The organism is Pantoea sp. EKM103V, assembly GCF_011800365.1.
Lineage (GTDB): Bacteria > Pseudomonadota > Gammaproteobacteria > Enterobacterales > Enterobacteriaceae > Pantoea > Pantoea anthophila.
The window spans coordinates 181,637-203,043 of record NZ_JAALFQ010000008.1 but is presented as its reverse complement, the minus strand read 5'-3'; the positions used below and the strand labels follow the sequence as shown (position 1 = coordinate 203,043).

Annotated in this window: 22 protein-coding genes; 17 read left to right on the top strand and 5 right to left on the bottom strand. The window is 57.4% G+C overall.

Annotation, left to right across the window (positions count from 1 at the left end):
* The first annotated feature begins 25 nt into the window (after positions 1-25).
* From hfq to HFD97_RS16405, 10 genes are all read left to right on the top strand, one after another.
* Positions 26-337, top strand: coding sequence for an RNA chaperone Hfq (gene hfq, locus HFD97_RS16450; protein ID WP_009087468.1), 312 nt, complete (start codon positions 26-28; stop codon positions 335-337).
* Positions 338-410: 73 nt separating this feature from the next.
* Complete coding sequence (hflX, locus tag HFD97_RS16445; protein WP_009087467.1) at positions 411-1,691, top strand: ribosome rescue GTPase HflX; 1,281 nt, start codon at positions 411-413, stop codon at positions 1,689-1,691.
* A gap of 92 nt (positions 1,692-1,783) precedes the next feature.
* Positions 1,784-3,022, top strand: a complete 1,239-nt coding sequence (hflK, locus tag HFD97_RS16440; RefSeq protein WP_009087466.1) for an FtsH protease activity modulator HflK — start codon at positions 1,784-1,786, stop codon at positions 3,020-3,022.
* A 3-nt stretch (positions 3,023-3,025) separates the two neighbouring features.
* Positions 3,026-4,030 (top strand): protease modulator HflC, encoded by a 1,005-nt coding sequence (gene hflC, locus HFD97_RS16435; protein WP_009087465.1) that lies wholly within the window; start codon positions 3,026-3,028, stop codon positions 4,028-4,030.
* Positions 4,031-4,086: 56 nt separating this feature from the next.
* Positions 4,087-4,287 carry a DUF2065 domain-containing protein gene (locus HFD97_RS16430; RefSeq protein WP_009087464.1) on the top strand — a complete coding sequence of 67 codons (201 nt, stop codon included), beginning with the start codon at positions 4,087-4,089 and terminating at the stop codon, positions 4,285-4,287.
* A 166-nt stretch (positions 4,288-4,453) separates the two neighbouring features.
* Complete coding sequence (locus tag HFD97_RS16425) at positions 4,454-5,752, top strand: adenylosuccinate synthase (RefSeq protein ID WP_167432224.1); 1,299 nt, start codon at positions 4,454-4,456, stop codon at positions 5,750-5,752.
* Between the two features lie 218 nt (positions 5,753-5,970).
* On the top strand, positions 5,971-6,414 hold the full coding sequence (gene nsrR / locus HFD97_RS16420) for a nitric oxide-sensing transcriptional repressor NsrR (RefSeq protein WP_046102609.1): 444 nt from the start codon (positions 5,971-5,973) through the stop codon (positions 6,412-6,414).
* A gap of 16 nt (positions 6,415-6,430) precedes the next feature.
* Positions 6,431-8,923 (top strand): ribonuclease R, encoded by a 2,493-nt coding sequence (gene rnr, locus HFD97_RS16415; protein WP_009087461.1) that lies wholly within the window; start codon positions 6,431-6,433, stop codon positions 8,921-8,923.
* Positions 8,924-8,994: 71 nt separating this feature from the next.
* A complete protein-coding gene (gene rlmB, locus HFD97_RS16410; protein WP_009087460.1) occupies positions 8,995-9,729 on the top strand; it encodes a 23S rRNA (guanosine(2251)-2'-O)-methyltransferase RlmB in 735 nt (244 codons plus the stop codon).
* Positions 9,730-9,824: 95 nt separating this feature from the next.
* Positions 9,825-11,453, top strand: a complete 1,629-nt coding sequence (locus tag HFD97_RS16405; protein ID WP_058956515.1) for an isovaleryl-CoA dehydrogenase — start codon at positions 9,825-9,827, stop codon at positions 11,451-11,453.
* On the opposite strand, the gene bsmA is transcribed toward HFD97_RS16405, so the two are convergent.
* Together bsmA and HFD97_RS16395 are read right to left on the bottom strand one after the other, a co-directional pair.
* Positions 11,427-11,753 carry a biofilm peroxide resistance protein BsmA gene (bsmA, locus tag HFD97_RS16400; protein ID WP_009087458.1) on the bottom strand — a complete coding sequence of 109 codons (327 nt, stop codon included), beginning with the start codon at positions 11,751-11,753 and terminating at the stop codon, positions 11,427-11,429. The genes HFD97_RS16405 and bsmA overlap by 27 nt on opposite strands.
* Before the next feature lie 57 nt (positions 11,754-11,810).
* Entirely contained in the window at positions 11,811-13,742 is a 1,932-nt protein-coding gene (locus tag HFD97_RS16395) for a methyl-accepting chemotaxis protein (RefSeq protein WP_167432225.1), read from the bottom strand.
* Between the two features lie 158 nt (positions 13,743-13,900).
* Between HFD97_RS16395 and yjfP the strand changes: the two genes are divergently transcribed.
* Complete coding sequence (gene yjfP / locus HFD97_RS16390; RefSeq protein ID WP_167432226.1) at positions 13,901-14,650, top strand: esterase; 750 nt, start codon at positions 13,901-13,903, stop codon at positions 14,648-14,650.
* A gap of 49 nt (positions 14,651-14,699) precedes the next feature.
* On the opposite strand, the gene HFD97_RS16385 is transcribed toward yjfP, so the two are convergent.
* On the bottom strand, positions 14,700-14,906 hold the full coding sequence (locus HFD97_RS16385; RefSeq protein ID WP_009087452.1) for a hypothetical protein: 207 nt from the start codon (positions 14,904-14,906) through the stop codon (positions 14,700-14,702).
* A gap of 404 nt (positions 14,907-15,310) precedes the next feature.
* Between HFD97_RS16385 and rpsF the strand changes: the two genes are divergently transcribed.
* Genes rpsF through rplI form a run of 4 tightly spaced genes read left to right on the top strand, consistent with a single transcriptional unit; the run spans position 15,311 to position 16,751 of the window.
* Positions 15,311-15,706 carry a 30S ribosomal protein S6 gene (gene rpsF, locus HFD97_RS16380; protein ID WP_009087450.1) on the top strand — a complete coding sequence of 132 codons (396 nt, stop codon included), beginning with the start codon at positions 15,311-15,313 and terminating at the stop codon, positions 15,704-15,706.
* Between the two features lie 6 nt (positions 15,707-15,712).
* On the top strand, positions 15,713-16,030 hold the full coding sequence (priB, locus tag HFD97_RS16375; protein WP_009087448.1) for a primosomal replication protein N: 318 nt from the start codon (positions 15,713-15,715) through the stop codon (positions 16,028-16,030).
* A 4-nt stretch (positions 16,031-16,034) separates the two neighbouring features.
* Positions 16,035-16,262, top strand: coding sequence for a 30S ribosomal protein S18 (rpsR, locus tag HFD97_RS16370; RefSeq protein ID WP_002210155.1), 228 nt, complete (start codon positions 16,035-16,037; stop codon positions 16,260-16,262).
* Positions 16,263-16,301: 39 nt separating this feature from the next.
* Positions 16,302-16,751, top strand: coding sequence for a 50S ribosomal protein L9 (gene rplI / locus HFD97_RS16365; protein ID WP_046102603.1), 450 nt, complete (start codon positions 16,302-16,304; stop codon positions 16,749-16,751).
* A gap of 68 nt (positions 16,752-16,819) precedes the next feature.
* Here the strand turns inward: rplI and HFD97_RS16360 are convergent, their stop codons facing one another.
* Positions 16,820-17,491, bottom strand: a complete 672-nt coding sequence (locus HFD97_RS16360; RefSeq protein WP_150030241.1) for a LysM-like peptidoglycan-binding domain-containing protein — start codon at positions 17,489-17,491, stop codon at positions 16,820-16,822.
* 219 nt (positions 17,492-17,710) lie between these two features.
* On the opposite strand from HFD97_RS16360, the gene fklB reads away from it, so the two are divergent.
* On the top strand, positions 17,711-18,331 hold the full coding sequence (gene fklB, locus HFD97_RS16355) for an FKBP-type peptidyl-prolyl cis-trans isomerase (protein WP_009087442.1): 621 nt from the start codon (positions 17,711-17,713) through the stop codon (positions 18,329-18,331).
* 44 nt (positions 18,332-18,375) lie between these two features.
* Here fklB and HFD97_RS16350 read toward each other — a convergent pair whose 3' ends face one another.
* The gene (locus HFD97_RS16350) at positions 18,376-20,319 is read right to left on the bottom strand and encodes a bifunctional 2',3'-cyclic-nucleotide 2'-phosphodiesterase/3'-nucleotidase (RefSeq protein WP_167432227.1); all 1,944 of its coding nucleotides are present in this window, start codon (positions 20,317-20,319) and stop codon (positions 18,376-18,378) included.
* A 292-nt stretch (positions 20,320-20,611) separates the two neighbouring features.
* On the opposite strand from HFD97_RS16350, the gene cysQ reads away from it, so the two are divergent.
* Positions 20,612-21,355, top strand: coding sequence for a 3'(2'),5'-bisphosphate nucleotidase CysQ (cysQ, locus tag HFD97_RS16345; RefSeq protein WP_046102601.1), 744 nt, complete (start codon positions 20,612-20,614; stop codon positions 21,353-21,355).
* Positions 21,356-21,407: the final 52 nt, after the last annotated feature.

The window sequence follows — 21,407 nt, the reverse complement described above, 5'->3', positions numbered from 1 at the left end:
AACAAGCATATAAGGAAAAGATAGAATGGCTAAGGGGCAATCATTACAAGACCCGTTTTTGAACGCACTGCGTCGTGAACGTGTTCCGGTTTCGATTTATCTGGTTAACGGTATTAAGCTGCAGGGTCAGATTGAGTCATTTGATCAGTTCGTCATTTTGTTGAAAAACACGGTAAGTCAGATGGTTTATAAACACGCCATTTCTACCGTTGTTCCTTCACGCCCGGTTTCTCACCATAGCAATAATACCGGTGGCGGCAGCAACAATTACCATCATGGTGGCAGCAACACATCTGCGCAGCCACAGCCACAACAAGACGGTGATAACGCAGAGTAACGCGTCGCCGTACAGCCAGGATCGGAGAACAGAGGTTTTCCGTCCTGGTCTTTTATTTTAGCGAGGTTATAGCTTGTTTGACCGTTATGATGCCGGTGAGCAGGCCGTACTGGTACACATCTGGTTCTCCCAAGACAAAGAAGTAGAAGATCTGCAGGAGTTTGAAACCCTGGTCTCTTCTGCTGGCGTTGAGGCGCTGCAAGTGGTAACTGGCAGCCGTAAAGCGCCACACCCCAAGTATTTTGTCGGTGAAGGAAAAGCCGTTGAAATTGCCGATGCGGTAAAAACAACAGGAGCATCGGTCGTCTTATTCGATCATGCCCTTACGCCCGCTCAGGAAAGAAACCTCGAGCGCCTGTGCGAATGCCGGGTCATTGATCGCACCGGTTTAATTCTGGATATCTTTGCCCAACGGGCACGCACCCACGAAGGTAAATTGCAGGTCGAGCTGGCACAGCTTCGCCATCTCGCCACACGTCTGGTGCGCGGCTGGACCCACCTTGAACGCCAGAAGGGCGGGATTGGTTTGCGGGGTCCGGGTGAAACCCAGTTAGAAACAGACCGCCGTCTGTTACGCGGACGCATCAGCCAGATTCTGTCTCGCCTTGAGCGGGTTGAAAAGCAGCGCGAACAGGGGCGTCAGTCACGTGCCAAAGCGGATGTGCCGACCGTTTCGCTGGTGGGGTATACCAACGCCGGCAAATCGACCCTCTTTAATGCCATGACCTCGGCCAACGTCTTTGCCGCAGACCAGCTGTTTGCGACGCTCGACCCTACGCTGCGCCGTCTGAATGTGGCTGATGTCGGGGAAGTCGTGCTGGCGGACACGGTCGGGTTTATTCGCCATCTTCCTCACGACCTGGTTGCCGCGTTTAAAGCCACGCTGCAGGAGACACGCCAGGCGACGCTGCTGCTGCACGTGGTTGATGGCGCCGATGTTCGCGTCACCGATAATATGGCCGCCGTCGATGCCGTCCTCGAAGAGATTGAAGCGGATGAGATCCCGACGTTACTGGTGATGAATAAAATCGATATGCTCGACGGATTTGAGCCGCGTATCGATCGCAACGAAGAGAATCTGCCGATTCGTGTCTGGCTCTCTGCCCAGACCGGTGCAGGCCTTCCGTTGCTCTGGCAGGCGCTCTCTGAGCGGCTGTCCGGGGAGATTGCTCAGCATGCATTACGTCTGCCACCGGAAGCGGGGCGACTTCGCAGTCGCTTCTATCAGTTGCAGGCGATTGAGAAAGAGTGGAATGAAGAAGACGGCAGTGTAGGATTGCAGATACGTATGCCCATTATTGAATGGATGCGTTTATGTAAGCAGGAACCGTCGCTGACCAGTTACATTGTTTGATATTGCCAAAACGCATTTACCTTAACATTAGACGATTGTCGCATCCGAAAAATGAAGGGTAAAAACCGTAATTACAATAAATGGAGTAGAACATGGCGTGGAATCAGCCCGGAAATAACGGACAGGACCGCGACCCGTGGGGAAGCAGCAATAATCAAGGCGGCAACTCTGGGGGGAATAAGGGAGGACGGGAATCCGGGCCTCCTGATCTGGATGATATCTTCCGTAAACTGAGCAAGAAGCTTGGCGGACTGGGCGGTGGCAAACAGAGCGATAACGGTCAGCGCGGCTCCGGCAGCGGTGGCAAACTGGCTGGCATCGTCGCAGTAGCGGCGGTCGTCATCTGGGCTGCAAGCGGTTTCTACACCATCAAAGAAGCGGAACGGGGCGTGGTCACGCGTTTCGGTAAGTTCAGTCACCTGGTCGAACCAGGTCTGAACTGGAAGCCGACCTTCATCGATCAGGTTCGTGCGGTCAACGTCGAGTCGGTGCGCGAACTGGCGGCGTCTGGCGTCATGCTGACCTCCGACGAAAACGTGGTGCGCGTAGAGATGAACGTGCAGTACCGCGTGACCGATCCGGAACGCTATCTTTATGCGGTCACCAGCGCCGACGACAGCCTGCGTCAGGCGACAGACAGCGCGCTGCGTGGCGTAATTGGTCGTTCTACCATGGATCGCATCCTCACTGAAGGCCGTACCGTGGTGCGTAGCGATACCCAGCGTGAAATTGACGAGACGATTCGCCCGTACAACATGGGCATCGCGGTACTGGACGTCAACTTCCAGGCGGCCCGTCCGCCAGAAGAGGTGAAATCTGCGTTTGATGACGCTATCGCCGCACGTGAAAACCGCGAGCAGTACGTCCGTGAAGCGGAAGCCTACGCTAACGAAGTTCAGCCTCGTGCGAATGGCCAGGCGCAACGTATTCTGGAAGAGGCGCGCGCTTACAAAGAGCGAACCGTTCTGGAAGCGCAGGGTGAAGTGGCGCGTTTCGCCAAGATTCTGCCGGAGTATAAAGCGGCGCCAGAGATCACCAAGGAGCGTCTCTATATTGAGACCATGGAACGCGTACTGAGCCATACCCGCAAAGTTCTGGTTAACGATCGCGGTAATAATCTGATGATGCTGCCGCTGGACCAGCTGATGCGTGGCGGTCAGGCTGCATCCGGCCAGCACGGTCAGAAGGGCGGCACCAGCTCGTCACTGCCTGCGCTCTCCGATCGCAATGCCAGCCGCAATGACACGTCGTCATACAGTCCGGACAACATCATGGATCAGCGCCGGGCGAATGCTCAGCGCAGCGACAGCCAGCGCGAAGGGAGAGAGTAATCGATGCGTAAGCCAATAATATTTTTAATTATCGTCGTGCTGGTGGCGCTCTATGCGTCGCTGTTTGTGGTGCAGGAAGGCGAGCGCGGCATCGTGCTGCGCTTCGGTAAAGTTCTGCGCGACGGCGAAAACAAGCCGCAGGTGTTTGAGCCGGGTCTGCATTTCAAGATCCCATTCCTGGAAACGGTTAAGACGCTGGATGCACGTATCCAGACCATGGACAATCAGGCCGATCGCTTCGTCACCAAAGAGAAGAAAGATCTGATCGTGGACTCCTACATCAAGTGGCGTATCAGCGACTTCAGTCGTTACTACCTGGCCACCGGTGGCGGGGATGTCTCTCAGGCGGAAGTGCTGCTGAAACGTAAGTTCAGTGACCGCCTGCGTTCTGAAATGGGCCGTCTGGATGTGAAAGATATCGTTACGGATTCCCGCGGTCGCCTGACCACGGACGTGCGTGACGCGCTGAACACCGGTTCTGTCGGCAGCGATGATGAAGTGGCGACGCCAGCGGCGGATGACGCGATTGCCAGCGCAGCGGCCCGTGTTGAGCGTGAAACCAACAGCAATGAGCCCGCTCCGAATCCGAACAGTATGGCCGCGTTGGGTATTCAGGTCGTTGATGTGCGCATCAAGCAGATCAACCTGCCGACCGAAGTGTCTGATGCGATCTTCAACCGTATGCGCGCTGAGCGTGAAGCGGTTGCACGCAGCCAGCGTTCACAGGGTCAGGAAGAGGCGGAAAAACTGCGCGCCCAGGCGGACTATCAGGTCACGCGTACGCTGGCCGAAGCGCAGCGTGAAGCGCTGATCACCCGCGGTGATGGTGATGCGGAAACGGCCCGGTTGTTTGCCGATGCGTTCAGCAAAGATCCTGACTTCTACGCCTTTATTCGTAGCCTGCGTGCTTACGAAAACAGCTTCAGCGAAAATCAGGACGTGATGGTGTTAAGCCCGGATAGCGACTTCTTCCGATATATGAAGGCGCCCTCTAACGCGACACGCTAAGAACTGATATAACCTACAGGCCGACAATGTTGTCGGCCTTTTTTTTGGGTATCAGAATGAAAACAAGCATCTGGATGGCACTGGCGCTGGTGTTAGTGCTCGAAGGTTTGGGGCCGATGTTTATGCCACGCCTCTGGCGACGCATGATCCTGTCGATGACCCGGTTACCGGATCGTCTGCTGCACCGTTTCGGTGGCGGACTGGTGGTGGCAGGCATGGTCATCTACTGCATGCTGAGTCTGCACGGCAACGTCTGAAACCGTGGCTGAAATCGGCTAAATTGTGCCTTTTTGCGCCAGAATCCCCAACATGTTGTAGTGATCAAAACTCAGGCAAAAAAGCGCGCAATCGTATGCTAAAAGTGCTGAAAACAGCGGGATCAGATGGTAGAATCCTTTTTTAAGCAATCGGTGATTTTGAGAAATGGGTAAGAACGTCGTCGTACTGGGCACCCAATGGGGTGACGAAGGTAAAGGTAAGATTGTAGACCTTCTGACTGAACGCGCGAATTACGTTGTGCGTTATCAAGGCGGCCACAATGCGGGCCACACGCTTGTCATCAACGGTGAAAAAACCGTCCTCCACCTGATCCCTTCTGGCATTCTGCACGATAACGTGACCAGCATCATTGGTAACGGTGTTGTGCTCTCTCCTGAAGCCTTAATGAAGGAGATGAAAGGTCTGGAAGCGCGCGGGATTCCGGTACGTGAACGTCTGCTGATTTCTGAAGCCTGTCCGCTGATCCTGCAATATCATGTTGCGATGGACATGGCGCGTGAACGTGCGCGCGGTGCCAAAGCGATCGGGACCACCGGCCGTGGCATCGGACCGGCTTATGAAGATAAAGTGGCGCGTCGCGCACTGCGCGTCAGCGACCTGTTCAACAAAGAAACCTTTGCTGCCAAGCTGAAGGAAGTGGTCGATTTCTACAACTTCCAGCTGGTGGAGTACTACAAAGAGCCAGCCGTCGATTTCGACAAAGTGCTGAGCGATGTGATGGAAGTCGCTGACATCCTGACCGGCATGGTGGTTGACGTCTCTGAACTGCTGGACAGCGCGCGTAAGCGTGGCGATCTGATCATGTTTGAAGGCGCGCAGGGTACCCTGCTGGATATCGACCATGGGACCTATCCTTACGTGACCTCGTCCAACACCACCGCAGGTGGCGTGGCGACCGGTTCAGGTATCGGTCCGCGTTATGTCGACTACGTGCTGGGTATTGTGAAAGCGTACTCCACCCGCGTAGGTGCAGGCCCGTTCCCGACCGAGCTGTTCGATGAAACCGGTGAGTTCCTGTGTGCACAGGGCAACGAGTTTGGTGCGACCACCGGACGTCGTCGTCGTACCGGCTGGCTGGATGCGGTGGCCGTTCGCCGTGCAGTTCAGATCAACTCCCTGTCAGGTTTCTGCATGACCAAGCTGGACGTGCTGGATGGCCTGAAAGAGGTGAAAATCTGTGTCGCTTACCGTATGCCGGATGGCCGCGAAGTGACCTCTACGCCGCTGGCAGCAGAGAACTGGGAAGGCATTGAGCCGATCTACGAAACGCTGCCAGGCTGGAGCGAGACAACGTTTGGCGTTAAGACGCTGGAAGGTTTACCTCAGGCGGCGCGTGATTACATCAAGCGCGTTGAAGAGGTAACGGGTGTGCCGATTGATATTATTTCAACCGGTCCCGATCGCAGTGAAACAATGATTCTGCGCGATCCGTTCGACGCATAATGATTGAAGCCGGACGTTGTCCGGCCCTTGTTTTTCCACTCTCTGATGCCACTTATCTTCCCTTCGCTTGTCAAACCCGGTGCTGACTGAAAAAAACGCACGGCCAATCACACTCTGGTTTATCATCGTAGTTAATCGAATGGCGATCCGATTTAATCCCGACACCCATTGTAAGGCGAACAATGTCATGCCACGCCTGAAGGTTCACTGAGGTTACTGTGCAGCTCACGAGTTTTACTGATTATGGCTTACGGGCCCTGATTTATCTGGCCTCGTTACCCGAAGGCCAGCAGACCAATATTACTGCGGTAACCGACACGTACGGTTTGTCGCGTAACCATATGGTCAAGATCATTAATCAGCTGAGCCGGGCGGGCTATGTCGCTGCAACACGGGGTAAAAATGGCGGTATTCGTCTGGGTATGCCGCCGCGTCAGATTGTGATTGGTGAAGTGGTCCGCAGGATGGAGCCGCTACAATTAGTCGATTGCCCCTCCTGCTCCATTTCGCCCGCCTGCCGTCTTAAACAGGCGCTGCATGATGCAGTACAGCGATTTTTGCAGGAGCTGGATAACTATACGCTGGCCGATTTGGTCGAAGGCAATACGCCACTTTATGAAATCATACTGTCCAAATCGCCGGCGGATATAAATATTAAATGACATCGGAGGAACCGTTATGTCAAAAGATCCTTTTCAGGATAGAGAAGCTGAAAAATACGAAAACCCTATTCCAAGCCGTGAATTTATCCTGGCTTTATTAGAAAAACGTGAAAAACCGGCCAGCCGTGAAGAGCTGGCTGAAGAGATGAATCTGCACGATGAAGAGCAGCTTGAGGCGCTGCGTCGCCGCCTTCGCGCCATGGAGCGTGATGGTCAGCTGGTCTTCACCCGCCGTCAGTGTTATGCCCTGCCAGAACGCCTCGATCTCCTGCGCGGTAAAGTTATCGGCCATCGTGATGGCTACGGCTTCCTGCGGGCGGAAGGTCAGAAAGATGACCTCTATCTTTCCGCTGAACAGATGAAATTCTGCATGCACGGTGACGTGATCCTGGCGCAGCCGCTGGGTGCCGATCGCAAAGGCCGTCGCGAAGCGCGCGTGGTCCGGGTGCAGGAACCCCGCAATAATCAGATCGTTGGCCGCTACTTTACCGATGCCGGTGCCGGCTTCGTGGTGCCGGATGACAGTCGCCTGAGTTTCGATATTCTCATCCCGCCAGAAGAGACGATGCAGGCCCGTATGGGTTCCGTGGTGGTGGTGGAGCTGGTGCAGCGCCCGAACCGTCGCAGCAAAGCGATCGGTAAAGTGATTGAAATCCTCGGCGAAGATATGGGCACCAGCCTGGCCGTGGACATGGCGCTGCGCACCCATGAAATTCCGCACACCTGGCCGCCGCAGGTAGAAGCCCAGATCAGCCAGCTGAAAGAAGAGGTGCCGGAAGAGGCGAAAAAAGGCCGCGTCGATCTGCGCAAACTGCCGCTGGTCACCATTGATGGTGAAGATGCCCGTGACTTCGACGATGCCGTCTACTGTGAGAAAAAGCGCGGGGGTGGCTGGCGTCTGTGGGTCGCGATTGCCGATGTGAGCTACTACGTTCGTCCGGGCACGCCACTGGATGATGAGGCGCATCAGCGCGGCACCTCGGTCTACTTCCCGTCACAGGTGGTGCCGATGCTGCCGGAAGTGCTGTCGAATGGCCTCTGTTCGCTTAACCCGCAGGTGGATCGCCTGTGTATGGTGTGCGAGATGACCATTTCGACCAAGGGTAAACTGACCGGCTTCAAACATTATGAAGCGGTGATGAACTCCCATGCGCGTCTGACCTATAACAAGGTCTGGAATATCCTGCAGGGCGACAAAGAGCTGCGTCAGCAGTACGCGCCGCTGGTTAAAGATCTTGAAGAGTTGCATAACCTCTATCAGGCGCTGGATGCTGCCCGCGAAGAGCGCGGCGGTATTTCGTTTGAGACGGAAGAGGCGAAGTTTATTTTCAACGCCGAGCGCCGTATTGAGCGGGTGGAACGCGTCTCCCGTAATGACGCCCACAAGCTGATCGAAGAGTGCATGATCCTGGCGAACATCGCCTCGGCACGCTTTGTTGAGAAAAATCAGGAACCGGCGCTGTTCCGCGACCACGATCGTCCGACCGATGAGAGCATCAAGAGCTTCCGTACCGTGCTCAATGAGCTGGGACTGAGCCTGCCAGGCGGCAACAAACCGCAGCCTGTTGACTATGCGGCGCTGCTGAAGCAGGTGGCCGATCGTCCGGATGCGGAAATGCTGCAGACCATGCTGCTGCGTTCCATGAAACAGGCGGTGTACGATCCGGAGAACCGCGGCCACTTCGGTCTGGCCCTCTCCTCCTATGCTCACTTTACCTCGCCGATCCGTCGCTACCCGGATCTGACGCTGCACCGCGCCATCAAATATCTGCTGGCAAAAGAGCAGGATGAAGGCAAAGGGCTGGTTCAGCGCGCCATTAAGTATCTGATGCCGAAAGATCGCAGCGTCGCCAAAGATCTGACGACCGCGACCGGGGGCTATCACTATGACATGCCGCAGATGCTGCAACTGGGCCTGCACTGCTCCCTGACCGAGCGCCGCGCAGATGAAGCGACGCGCGACGTGGCGGACTGGCTCAAGTGTGACTTCATGCAGGATCAGGTCGGTAACGTGTTCAACGGCGTCATCTCCAGCGTCACCGGATTTGGCTTCTTTGTGCGCTTAAACGATCTCTTCATTGATGGTCTGGTGCATGTCTCCTCACTCGACAATGACTACTACCGTTTCGACCCGGTGGGTCAGCGTCTGATTGGTGAATCGGGCGGGCGCACCTATCGCCTGGGTGACACCGTGGAAGTGCGGGTGGAAGCCGTGCATATGGACGAGCGTAAAATCGACTTTGCCCTGATCTCCAGTCAGCGGCAGGTGCGTGGCGAAGGAAAAACCGCGCGCGACCGCGCAAAACGCGACGATAAAGCGCCAGCGAAGCGCCGTCGCGATGCGAGCCGTAAGTCTAACTTCGAGCCGGACGCCGCCTTCCGGGGAGGCAAAGGCAAATCTGCCGGGGCAAATAGCGAGAAAAAAAGTAAAAACGTCTCGGAAAAAACCCGTAAAATCGCCGCCGCCACAAAGGCGAAGCGCGCCAGAAGAAAGGCCGAGTCTGACTGAGGCGCGTCACCGCCTTTTCTCTCCGGAGAAAGGGCGGTCATTCTTTTCATTTCCAACCACTGAGCAGATTGATGAGCGAAATTATTTTTGGTATCCATGCCGTGCAGGCGCTGCTGGAACGTGCTCCACAACGTTTTCAGGAAGTCTTTATCCTCAAAGGCCGCGACGATCGTCGCCTGCAACCCGTGGTCGCCGCGCTGGAAGCTCAGGGGATCGTCATTCAGCTGGCGGAGCGTAAATGGCTCGACAGTCAGGTCGAAGGCGGGGTGCATCAGGGCATTGTGGCACGGGTAAAACCCGGCCGTCAGTATCAGGAGGGCGATCTGCCGGATCTGCTGCAGAGCCTGGATAAACCGTTCCTACTGGTGCTGGATGGCGTCACCGACCCGCACAATCTGGGCGCCTGTCTGCGCAGCGCGGATGCGGCCGGTGTGCACGCGATTATCGTGCCGAAAGATCGTTCTGCCCCTCTGAACGCCACCGCCAAAAAAGTGGCCAGCGGCGCGGCGGAAAATGTGCCGTTGATCCGCGTCACCAACCTGGCGCGTACGCTGCGTCTGCTGCAGGAGTACAACATCTGGGTTGTCGGCACCGCAGGTGAAGCTGACCATACCGTCTTCCAGAGCAAAATGACCGGCCCGATGGCGCTGGTAATGGGCGCAGAGGGTGAGGGCATGCGTCGCCTGACCCGTGAACATTGCGATGAGCTGATCAGCATTCCGATGGCCGGCAGCGTTTCGTCGCTCAACGTCTCGGTGGCCACCGGCGTCTGCCTGTTTGAAGCGGTGCGCCAGCGCAACGCCTGATCCCCGATGTGATCCTCGCCACAAATTAGTTTCTGTACCAGGCATAACCCCGCGTCCTTCGCATACTTACGGAGTGACATCCGCGAGGAGTGGTTATGACCTGGACAACACACACCGTTTTTAATCAGCCCCATCCTCTCAGCAACAGTAATCTGTTTCTTTCTGATACGCCGCTCAGCGAAGCCCTTTCCCGTGAGGGGGCCGGGTGGGATCGGGAATGGCTGACCTCCGTTGGCTCACAGCTTGGCGGGGCCGAGTCGCTGGAGCTTGGCCGGCTTGCCAATACTGAACCCCCTGAGTTGCAGCGCTATGACGCCCGTGGCGTGCGGCTGGATGAGGTCCGTTTTCACCCCGCCTGGCACCTGCTGATGCAGGGCGTCTGCGCCAGCCGCCTGCACAACCTCAGCTGGCAGCCTGCGGTTCGGGAACAGGCGAGCGTGGCGCGCGCCGCGCGCTTTATCCTGCATGCACAGGTTGAAGCGGGCACGCTCTGCCCGATGACCATGACACATGCCGCCATTCCGCTGCTGCAGACCTGTCTGCCCGCCGCATTTGAGGGCTGGCTCGATCCGCTGCTCAGCGACCGCTACGATACCCATGCGCAGCCTGGCGACCAGAAACGCGGCCTGCTGATCGGCATGGGAATGACAGAGAAGCAGGGGGGCAGCGATCTGCTTACCAGCACCACCTTTGCTGAACCGCTTGAGGCGCGCGGCCCCGGCGAAGCCTGGCGGCTGACCGGCCATAAATGGTTCTTCTCCGTGCCGCAGAGTGATGCGCATCTGGTGCTGGCGCAGACGCCCGCCGGATTAAGCTGCTTCTTCCTGCCGCGACTGCTGCCCGACGGCACCCGCAATGCCATTCAGCTTGAACGGCTCAAAGAGAAGCTGGGCAATCGCTCGAACGCCAGTTGCGAAGTGGAGTTTCGCGAGGCGACGGGCTGGCTGCTGGGAGAAGAGGGTGAAGGGGTGAGGCTGATCCTGAAGATGGCTGGGATGACGCGCTTCGACTGCGCACTCGGCAGTCACGGGCAGATGCGGCGGGCCTTCTCAGTGGCGCTCTGGCATGCTCACCAGCGTCAGGTGCAGGGGAAAAACCTCGTGGATCTGCCGCTGATGCGGCAGGTGCTGGCTCAGCAGGCGCTGCAGCTGGAGGGGCAGACTGCGCTGCTGATGCGCCTGGCGCGCGCCTGGTCCCAGCCGGCGAAACCGCATGAGGTCACCTTTGCCCGCTTATTTACCCCGGCCGCTAAGTATCAGATCTGCAAAGCGGGCGCGCCGTTTGTAGCGGAGTCGATGGAGGTGCTGGGCGGGATTGGCTACTGCGAAGCGAGTGAGCTGCCGCGTCTCTATCGTGACATGCCGGTCAACAGTATCTGGGAGGGGTCGGGCAACGTGATGTGTCTGGACGTCCTGCGCGTGCTCGCCCGCCAGGCGGAGGTGACTGAGATGCTGAATCAGGAGTTTGAGGCGGTAAAAGGAAGTAACCGGCATTTTGATGCGCGCTGGCGTCAGCTGCGGCTGAGACTCAGCCACATCCCTGAAGAGCAGGCGCGCGAGGTCACCCGCACGCTGCTGCTGCTGGCGACGGGCGCTCAACTGCTGAAATATGCCGAGCCGCCGCTGGCCGATGCCTGGTGCCAGCAGTGGCTCGACCCGCGCGGTTCACGCCCGCTGGAAGCCGCAGTGACCGATCGTTTACTGGCCCGCGCCTGTGGCCGGTGACGCACCATAAAGAATCGCACTGGCGTACCACAAGCCAGGCATCACCGTTTCACTCAGCGCCACGATCTGATAGTAAACCGCTCCGGCCTGATTGGCCCGGGCGGCCACCGCCCGCTGGGCGTCATCCGGCGAGCCATGCACATTCACGGTGATATTACCCAGCTTCGGTAAGCCGCCACTCTGCGACCGTGAAATCTCCTGCGCCTGCTGCGTTGGGGCAGGCGGCGCTTCTGGCGTTGTCTGAAGGGCGGAACAGCCTGCCAGAAGCAGGCTCAGGATCAGTAAGTAAGCGGAACGCATTAGCAAAACCCTTTTTCAGGACGAGACAGTAAGTGTATGTCATCGTCCTGAAGGCGGTCAGGCTTTAAGGCTGAATACGCTGACCAGTTGGGTGAGATGATGACCTTTATCACTCAGCGTCTGCGCACTGTTTTCCGCCTGCGCCACCAGCTCGCTGTTCTGATGGGTCGCCTGACTGATCTGATTCATCGCCAGATTAACCTGACCAATGCCCGCCGCCTGCTGCTGCGCCGCCACGTTGATCTCGCCCATCAGCGCCTGCACCTGCTCGATGTGCGTCACAATGTCAGTCATTGCATCACGCGTCTGTTCAGAGAGCTGATGTCCCTCTGCCACGTTGCCGATGGAGGTGGCAATCAGCCCATCGATCTCTTTGGCCGCCTGCGCCGACCGCTGTGCCAGTGCCCGCACTTCTGCCGCGACCACGGCAAAACCGCGACCCTGTTCACCGGCTCGCGCCGCTTCAACGGCGGCATTCAGCGCCAGGATGTTGGTCTGGAAGGCAATCGACTCAATCACATGGGTAATGTCCGCAATGCTTTGTGACGACACTTTAATCGCTGACATGGTGTTCACCGAGCGCTCCACCGTCTGGCTGCCGTGGCTGACGATTCCGCTGGCTTCCGCCACCAGGGACATCGCCTGACGCAGGCTGTCGGCGGTGTGTTCCACCGTTGCGCCAAACTGCTCCATGCTGGCGGAGGTCTGCTCGACGCTGCTGGCCTGACGTCCAATCTGCTCGCTGATATTATGGCTGCTGACGGCGATGGTATCCGTACCGTCACTGATCTCCTGTGCAGCAACGCGCACCTGGCTGACGATTTTTTCCAGACCGTTTCCAATACCGTTAATTGCCACGATCAGCTGGCCCACCTCATCAGAGCGGGTGGTCTTCAGGTTGACCTGCAGATTACCGGCGGCATACTGCTCCGCCAGATGGATCACCTGCTGCAGCGGATGGGTAATGGCCCGGCGGCTGTACCAGACAAACCCCAGCGCAAAGATCACCACCAGAATCAGTCCGGTCATCAGGAACAGGTTACGGCTGTGGGTAATCGGAGCCAGCAGGCTGGCACGGTTAACTTCGCCGGTGATCACCCAGTTCCAGCCCGGCAGCTGCTGCCAGGCCAGGATTTTCTGCTCACCGTTAATCTCCACCTGCTGCATGCCCTGCGGCTGCGTCAATAGCGGCTGCAGGATGGCGCTATCCCAGCCGGGCTGTTTTCCTTCGTTGTGCTGGTCAAACAGATACTCGCCCAGCGTCTTACCGGGCGTGCCGTTGAGCACAAAAAAATGACCGCTGTCACCCAGCCGGCGAGCCAGGATTTTTTCGCGCATCAGCGCATACTGTTTATCAATGCCGACGCCGACGAACAGGATGGCAACGACTCTGCCACTCTCATCCTTTACAGGCTGGTACTGCGTGATATAGCGGTGGCCGAACAGCGTGGCCAGTCCCTGATACGCCCTGCCTTCGTGAACGCTTTTCCAGGCGGCGCCGGTGCGATCAAGCTGAGTACCGATAGCCCGACTGCCATCCTCCTTTTTCAGCGAGGTGGAGATGCGGATAAAATCATCGCCATCGCGCACAAAAATCGTCGCCACCGCTGCGGTGCGGTCAGTGAAATCGTCGACGGCGACCTGATCGAGGTTCAGCGTTTTTAATCCGGCGCGCAGCACGGGCGTTGAAAATGCGCCCACCTGAATTCTGGCGCTGTCATCAAGGCTGAAACGCCTGGGTAAAAAGCTGATAAACAGATTGGTATAGTGGCTCACCTCTTCGGTGAGGGTGGCGTTGAACATGGAGGCCATTTCATTAATGCCCTGCACCTGATTGTGCATGTCATCGATGGCGAGATTTTCCAGCTGGCGTGAGGCGTTGTGGCTTTGAGTCAGGGTGAGTACCAGCAACAGCAGCGCAACGCTGAGAGACGTCAGTACAGACAGCTTAACTCCAAGACTCAGGCCGCTGAGAGAGAGACGCTTCATAAATTACCTTTGAACAAGTTATGGGGGTACACCATCAACGGCAGGGAGGGGGAAAAGTTTAGGGCGAAATCCGGCCGCTAAGCGCAGCGGCACGTTTCGTTAAATCATCCACAGCACGTACACTGAAGCGGCACGCTTTCACCCCATCAGGAGAGACGATGATCGAACTCACGACAGAAACGCTGGCTGGTATTGAATGCCTGCACGCCACGCCTGCCGGACAGCGCCAGGCACCGCTGCCCACGGTGCTGTTTTATCACGGCTTTACCTCGTCGAAAGAGGTCTACGCCTACTTTGCGGTGGCGCTGGCGCAGGCAGGTTTTCGCGCGGTGATGCCCGATGCGGCGCGACACGGCGCGCGCTATGACGGTGATGCCGGGACACGCCTGGACCGCTTCTGGGAGATCCTGAAGCAGAACATTGATGAGCTGCCGCAGCTGGAAGCGGCGCTGCGAGATGAAAATCTGATCGCCGGTTCGCGTTTTGCGGTGGCGGGGGCCTCAATGGGCGGCATGACCGCCCTGGGGGCCATGGCGCGCTACCCACAGATTCACAGCGTCGCCTGCATGATGGGATCGGGCTATTTTATGCAACTCAGTCACTCACTGTTTCCGCCGCGGCTCCCCGATTCGCCCGACCGGCAGGCGAAATTTGCTGCCCGTATGGCGCCTCTGGCGGAGTATGACCCCTGCAACCGGCTCACGGCACTGGCAGACCGGCCGCTGCTGCTGTGGCATGGCGAGGCGGATGAGGTGGTGCCCTGGGCGGAAACCGAGCGGCTGGAGAGGGCCCTGCGTGACAATGGCCTGGATCAGCATCTGACGTCGCTGTCGGAAAAGGGGATTGGGCATAAGATCACCCCCTCCGCCCTGACGGCGCTGGTCAGCTTCTTTCGTCATCAGCTGTAAAAGATGAACGGGCGGAGCAGGATGCCGCCGCCCGTGACGCGACCGGTACTTACCAGCGCGCAGCCGATTTCTCAGCTGGACTGACAGGCGCGCTGACCGGGTTTCGTTCCGGCCTGTCCAGCCGGTTAACGTAGACATAACCGGATGCCGCTTCGCTGCTGTGACTTCTTATCTGCTGCGCACAGTCAGCATGGCTGGCAAGGGCGGGTGGAGACAGGAAGAGACCCAGGAAAGTGGCGATGACGAACGTTTTCATGCCCGACTCCTCACTTCAGGGAAGACATTCTGTGTGACGCCAGCGATCCTGTCGTGACGTCTGCTTTAATTTTAGCCACTGCCTCTGCGAACGCCAGATCGTCCCGCTGAACCTCTCTGTCAGCGTTTTTGAACGATCCCGCGTTAACCCGCTGTTTTTACACTGTTCCCTTCCTGACCCACCGACTCTGCGTCCCCAGCCGCATTTTATTGAAATGTGCGCTTGAGTTTAGCCACGGTCGCCAGTATGATTACGCGTCAATTTTTCAGCCGCATTCTCAGGCTGTGTCCCACAAAGGCTCGTTACGGCGAACGGTTGTGGGACACAGCCTATAACGTTCCTTGCTTCCATGGGCCGCGGCTGACCCCGACAGGAGGCTGAATAATCCGTAAGGAGCAATTTCGATGCGTCATTACGAAATCGTATTTATGGTTCATCCTGACCAGAGCGAACAGGTTCCTGGCATGATCGAGCGTTACACTGGTGCTATCACTGGTGCACAGGGCACGATTCACCGTCTGGAAGACTGGGGCCGCCGTCAGCTGGCTTACCCGATCAACAAACTGCACAAAGCTCACTACGTTCTGATGAACGTTGAAGCGCCGCAGGAAGCGATCGATGAGCTGGAAACGAACTTCCGCTTCAACGACGCCGTTATCCGTAGCATGGTTATGCGCGTTAAACACGCGGTAACTGAAGCATCACCGATGGTTAAAGCGAAAGATGAGCGTCGTGATCGTCGCGAAGATTTTGCTAACGAATCCGCTGATGAGTCAGATGCTGGGGATTCTGAAGAGTAATCCATCGTGACGGTTAATCGACTGCGCTTGTCCGGCACTGTGTGCAGGACGCCGGTTCGAAAAATTAGCCCGTCAGGAATTCCTCACTGTCAGTTTGTGCTAGAGCACCGCTCAGTGCAGGAGGAGGCCGGGTTTCACCGGCAAGCCTGGTGTCGTATGCCGGTGATTATCAGCGGCAGCACCCATCAGGTGATTACTCAACATATAACGGTCGGCACGCAACTCACACTGGACGGTTTCATTAGTTGCCATCAGGCACGCAATGGCCAGAGCAAAGTGGTGTTCCATGCCGAGCAGATTGAATTGATAGATTCTGGAGACTAGCCTAATGGCACGTTATTTCCGTCGTCGCAAGTTCTGCCGTTTCACCGCGGAAGGCGTTGTTGAGATCGATTACAAAGACATCGCAACGTTGAAAAACTACATTACCGAAAGCGGTAAAATTGTCCCGAGCCGTATCACCGGTACTCGTGCAAAATACCAGCGTCAGTTGGCTCGCTGCATCAAGCGCGCGCGTTATCTGTCTCTGCTGCCGTACACTGATCGTCATCAGTAATCGGCAACTGTCCATTAACGACTTTAAGAGGATAAGGTAATGCAAGTTATTCTGCTTGATAAAGTAGCAAACCTGGGCAGCCTGGGTGATCAGGTTAACGTTAAAGCGGGCTACGCTCGTAACTTCCTGGTTCCACAGGGCAAAGCTGTTCCTGCTACCAGGAAAAACGTTGAGTATTTCGAAGCACGCCGTGCTGAACTGGAAGCCAAACTGGCTGACGTTCAGTCTGCAGCGACTGCACGCGCTGAGAAAATCAATGCACTGGGCACCGTGACCATCACGTCTAAAGCAGGCGATGAAGGTAAGCTGTTCGGTTCAATCGGTACCCGCGACATCGCTGATGCAGTGACTGCAGCTGGCGTTGACGTAGCGAAGAGCGAAGTTCGTCTGCCGAACGGCGTTCTGCGTACTACCGGTGAGCATGAAGTAGACTTCCAGGTCCACAGCGATGTATTCGCTAAACTGACCGTGAAGGTTGTTGCTGGTTAATTTTATTAACTGAGCACGACAAAATCGCCGGCCCTGCGCCGGCGTTTTTGTTTTTATGCCTTGCTCAGCTACTGCGCGCGGATAAAGCTGCCGTCTGTCTGACGGGTAAACAGCACCGGGCCCTCTGCGCCCTCCACCGTCAGTCCCGTTACCACACCCTGTGCATCCTGTCGGATTTTGACCTGCTGACCACTTTTCAGTGAGCTGAGGGGCTGATCGTTGCCTTCCACCCGCGCCATCGCAAACACATCATTGACCGGCAGGCTGTTGTCACGAAACAGCTGCGCCAGCGTCTGGCCGGACGCGATGGTCAGACTGCGCCATGCGCCCTGAGAATCTGCTTTTGGCGTCTGCTGTGATGAGGAGGCCTGCCCGGAGCGGGTGTTATCGTAGATATCCGCCTGCATCGGCACCTCTTTCTCTGCGGAAGGCGTAACCGGCTGCTCGACCGGATAGCGCGGCGTCGTGGCAGGCCAGAGAAACGCTACCAGCATAACCAGCAGCGCCGCCACAATGCCGCGACGGTGCGGTGCGGGCAGCGGTGCCATCCAGCGGATGTCGTCGGTAAAATGCCAGATTCGCTGAAGCCATGTCGGCAGGCGGGATGACGTCTCAGAAGCCATGCGGGGTTCCTCCTCTCCGGCAGGCTGCGCTGGCCTGCGTGCGGCCAGCCAGGTCTGCAGCCGGGATATCATATGTGTTGCGCGCGTCCGGCGGCGTCGTGGGGCGATCTGGCCCATAGTTGCTCTCTTCTTCGTGTGCCACAGACGGGGGTATTCCGTCGATAGTTATAGTATGGGCAATACTGGCGCGAAGTGCCTGCCAGCATTGATAAATCTGACGGCTCTATTGTTTCTCTTTCGCCGGGAAAAGTCATCTGCGATGCAGGGCATTTTACGCCAGCGGCCTGCGCTGCTATGCTGCCGGTTCGAATTTATCCGAGAGTGAAAGGAACGAAGATGACTACCCCTTCTTTCGACAGCGTCGAAGCACAAGCAAGTTACGGTATTGGTTTACAGGTTGGCCAGCAGTTGCTGGAATCTGGTCTGCAGGGGCTGCAGCCAGAAGCACTGCTCGCGGGCCTGCGCGACGCGCTGGAAGGGAACTCGCCTGCCGTACCGGTTGATGTCGTTCATCGCGCACTGCGTGAAGTTCATGAACGCGCTGAAGGCGTGCGTCGTGAGCGCACCGAAGCCATGGCAGCAGAAGGTCAGGCGTTCCTGCAGGAACATGCGCAGCGTGAAGGCGTGAACAGCACCGAATCCGGTCTGCAGTTCAGCGTGATTACTCAGGGCGAAGGTCCTATCCCATCGCGTCAGGATCGCGTACGCGTGCACTACACCGGCAAACTGATCGACGGCAGCGTGTTCGACAGCTCGGTGGCGCGTGGCGAACCGGCAGAGTTCCCGGTGAGCGGTGTGATCCCAGGCTGGATTGAAGCCCTGACCCTGATGCCGGTTGGCTCAAAATGGGAACTGGTGATCCCACAGAACCTCGCGTATGGCGAGCGCGGTGCGGGTGCCTCCATCCCACCGTTCAGCACCCTGATTTTCGAAGTGGAACTGCTGGAAATTCTGTAATTGCCAGACGCTGCAACCGCCCGGTTGCAGCGTTTTCTCCTGCCTTACTTCTGCTGTAAATTCACCTGCCACAACGCGAAGCCAGTCGCATCGGTCCCTTTGGGCTGAAGCGGATATTGCGCATGCTGCTTAATAAACCCGGTCGCTTTCTCACCCGGTGCCGTCTCAAACCGGATGTCCAGCGGCATGGATGCGTTAATCGGGGCCAGCCGCCAGTTATTGTCCGCTTTTGGCTGGACTTCCCCGTGCGCCTTAGTCTCTGCACTGATATAGGCTGCCACCACCGAACGGTTCTCATCCGGCGAGGCAAAGGCGATATACTTATCGCCGGTGCCGGCAAATTTGCCGCCATAAGCACGATAGTTGTTCGTCGCCACCAGGAAGGTCGCCTGCGGGTCGATCGGCTTACCCTGCCAGCTCAGCTGACGGATACGGGAGGCATCAGGATGGATCAGCTGGCACTCGCTGTCGTAGCGCGCTGGCTGGGTGACATCGATCTGATAGGTGACCCCGTCGATCACATCGAAGTTATAGGTGCGGAAATCCCAGTTAATCAGCGACTGGGTTTTCGTACTGTGCGGATCGATCTGATTAAACTGGCCTGCAGAGCACTCCAGCCACTCTTTAACCTGCGCCCCGCTGACCTTCATGACCACCAGCGTGTTGGGGTAGAGATAAAGATCGGCGGCGTTGCGGAAGGTCAGCGGCCCTTTCTCCACTTCGACATAGCTGGCCGGATCGTTTTTACGCCCGCCCGCCTTGAAAGGCGCCGCCGCTGAGAGTACCGGCAGACGGCCCAGATCGGGATCGCCCTGAATGAAGTGCTCGACATAGGCGCGCTGGGCGTTGTTGACGATCTGCACGGTGGGATCGTCCTGTACCAGCGACAGGTAGCTGTACATCACGTCGGCAGACTTGCCGATGGGTTTCGCCACAAAGGCGCGCGTGGCGCGGTGATCCTCAGCCAGGACCTTCACCAGCGCGGGATCTTCTGCGGCGAGAGACTTTTTCGCTGCGGTGTCATAGATTGGGCGCGCCTCGGCTTTGCCGCTCGTGACCTGCCACCTGCCGTTGTCATTGTTCAGCACCAGGTCGACCACGCCCAGGTGATCGCCCCACATGCCGGGCATCACCGCAGGCACACCATTCAGAGTGCCGTTCTTGATGTCTGCGCCTTTAATCGCGGCAAAATCTTTACCGGGGAAGACGGCGTGGGCATGGCCAAACAGGATGGCGTTGATGCCTTCAACCTGGCTGAGATAGTAAACCGAGTTCTCCGCCAGGGTGTGATACGGCTCGCTGCTCAGGCCGGAGTGCGGAATCGCGATGACCAGATCCGCGCCCTGCGCACGCATCTCCGGCACATAGCGGCGCGCTGTTTCCGTGATGTCATCGACCCGCACCTTGCCCTGCAGATTGGCTTTATCCCACACCATGATCTGCGGCGGCACAAAGCCGATATAGCCAATCTTCAGGGTCCGGGTTTTGCCTTCACGATCAACCAGCGTGGTGGATTTGATGAGGTAAGGCGTAAACAGCGGCTTGCCACTCTTCACGTCAATGACGTTGGCATTGACGTAGGGAAAGCGGGCACCGGCCAGCGCTTTCTTCAGGTAGGGCAGGCCATAATTAAATTCATGATTGCCGAGGTTGCCGACGCTGTAATCCAGGGTTTTGAGCGCCTTGTAGACCGGGTGGATCTCACCCTCACGCAATCCCTTTGCCGCCATGTAGTCGCCCAGCGGACTGCCCTGAATGATATCGCCGTTGTCGACCAGCAGGCTGTTTTTCACCTCCTGACGCGCGGCGTGGATCAGCGTGGCGGTGCGCACCAGGCCAAACTTTTCGGTTGGGGTGTCTTTGTAGTAGTCGAAATCCATCATGTTGCTATGAAGATCGGTGGTTTCCAGTATGCGTAGATCGACCGTTGCGGCCTGTGCGGCGGCGTAAACGCCAAGTGCCAGTAAGACTATGCCGGGCTTAAACATGCCTGCTCCTGCTGCAAAATAATTGGGGATCTCAAAATAATGTAAAAGCCTGCCGGTGGGTCATTTTAAATCGTGATGGATATAACGTTTTGGCGCATCGGAGGCGGCACCGGATTCCGGCGGGCGCGCAAAGTGGCGCAGGCGTGGCGATAAACGGGTAACTATGATATTGATATATCTATAAATTGGCGCGCTGGTCAGCCTGTAAATGGGCAGGTCAGGCGAAACTGCTAAAATGTTACTGTCTGACGGAAAGCTGATCCTGCAGCAGAAAGACACAACGAGGTGAAAAATGTTAGAGCAAATCTGCCAACTGGCACGCGAAGCAGGCGACGCGATTATGCAGGTCTATAACGGTGCCGCGCCGCTTGACGTTTCTCACAAATCGGATGATTCGCCGGTGACCGCCGCGGATATCGCTGCGCACGAGGTGATCCTCTCTGGCCTGAAGCAGTTAACCCCCGATCTGCCGGTGCTGTCAGAAGAAGATCCGCCCGCCTGGACAGAGCGTCAGCACTGGCAGCGCTACTGGCTGGTCGATCCCCTGGATGGCACCAAAGAGTTCATCAAACGCAACGGCGAATTTACGGTCAACATTGCGCTGATTGAGGCGGGCAAGCCGATTCTGGGCGTGGTTTATGCCCCCGCGCTGGGTGTGATGTACTCTGCGGCGGAGGGCAAGGCGTGGAAAGAGGAGGGCGGTCATCGTGAACAGATTCATGTGCGTGACGCACGACCTCCGCTGGTGGTGGTGAGCCGTTCCCATGGCGACGATGAGGAGATGAAAGAGTACCTGAAGCAGCTGGGCGAGCATCAGACCGTTGCAACCGGCTCCTCGCTGAAATTCTGCCTGGTAGCGGAAGGGAAAGCTCAGCTCTATCCCCGTTTCGGACCCACCAATATCTGGGACACCGGTGCAGGTCATGCGGTGGCGATGGCCGCAGGCGCGCATGTGCATGACTGGCAGGGTAAAACCCTGGATTACGCGCCGCGCGAATCTTTCCTGAACCCCGGCTTCCGCGTGTCGCTGTTTTAACGCGGGCTGAACGTCTGTCTTCTGACGCCCCGGCGAGCTTCGTGCCCGCCGG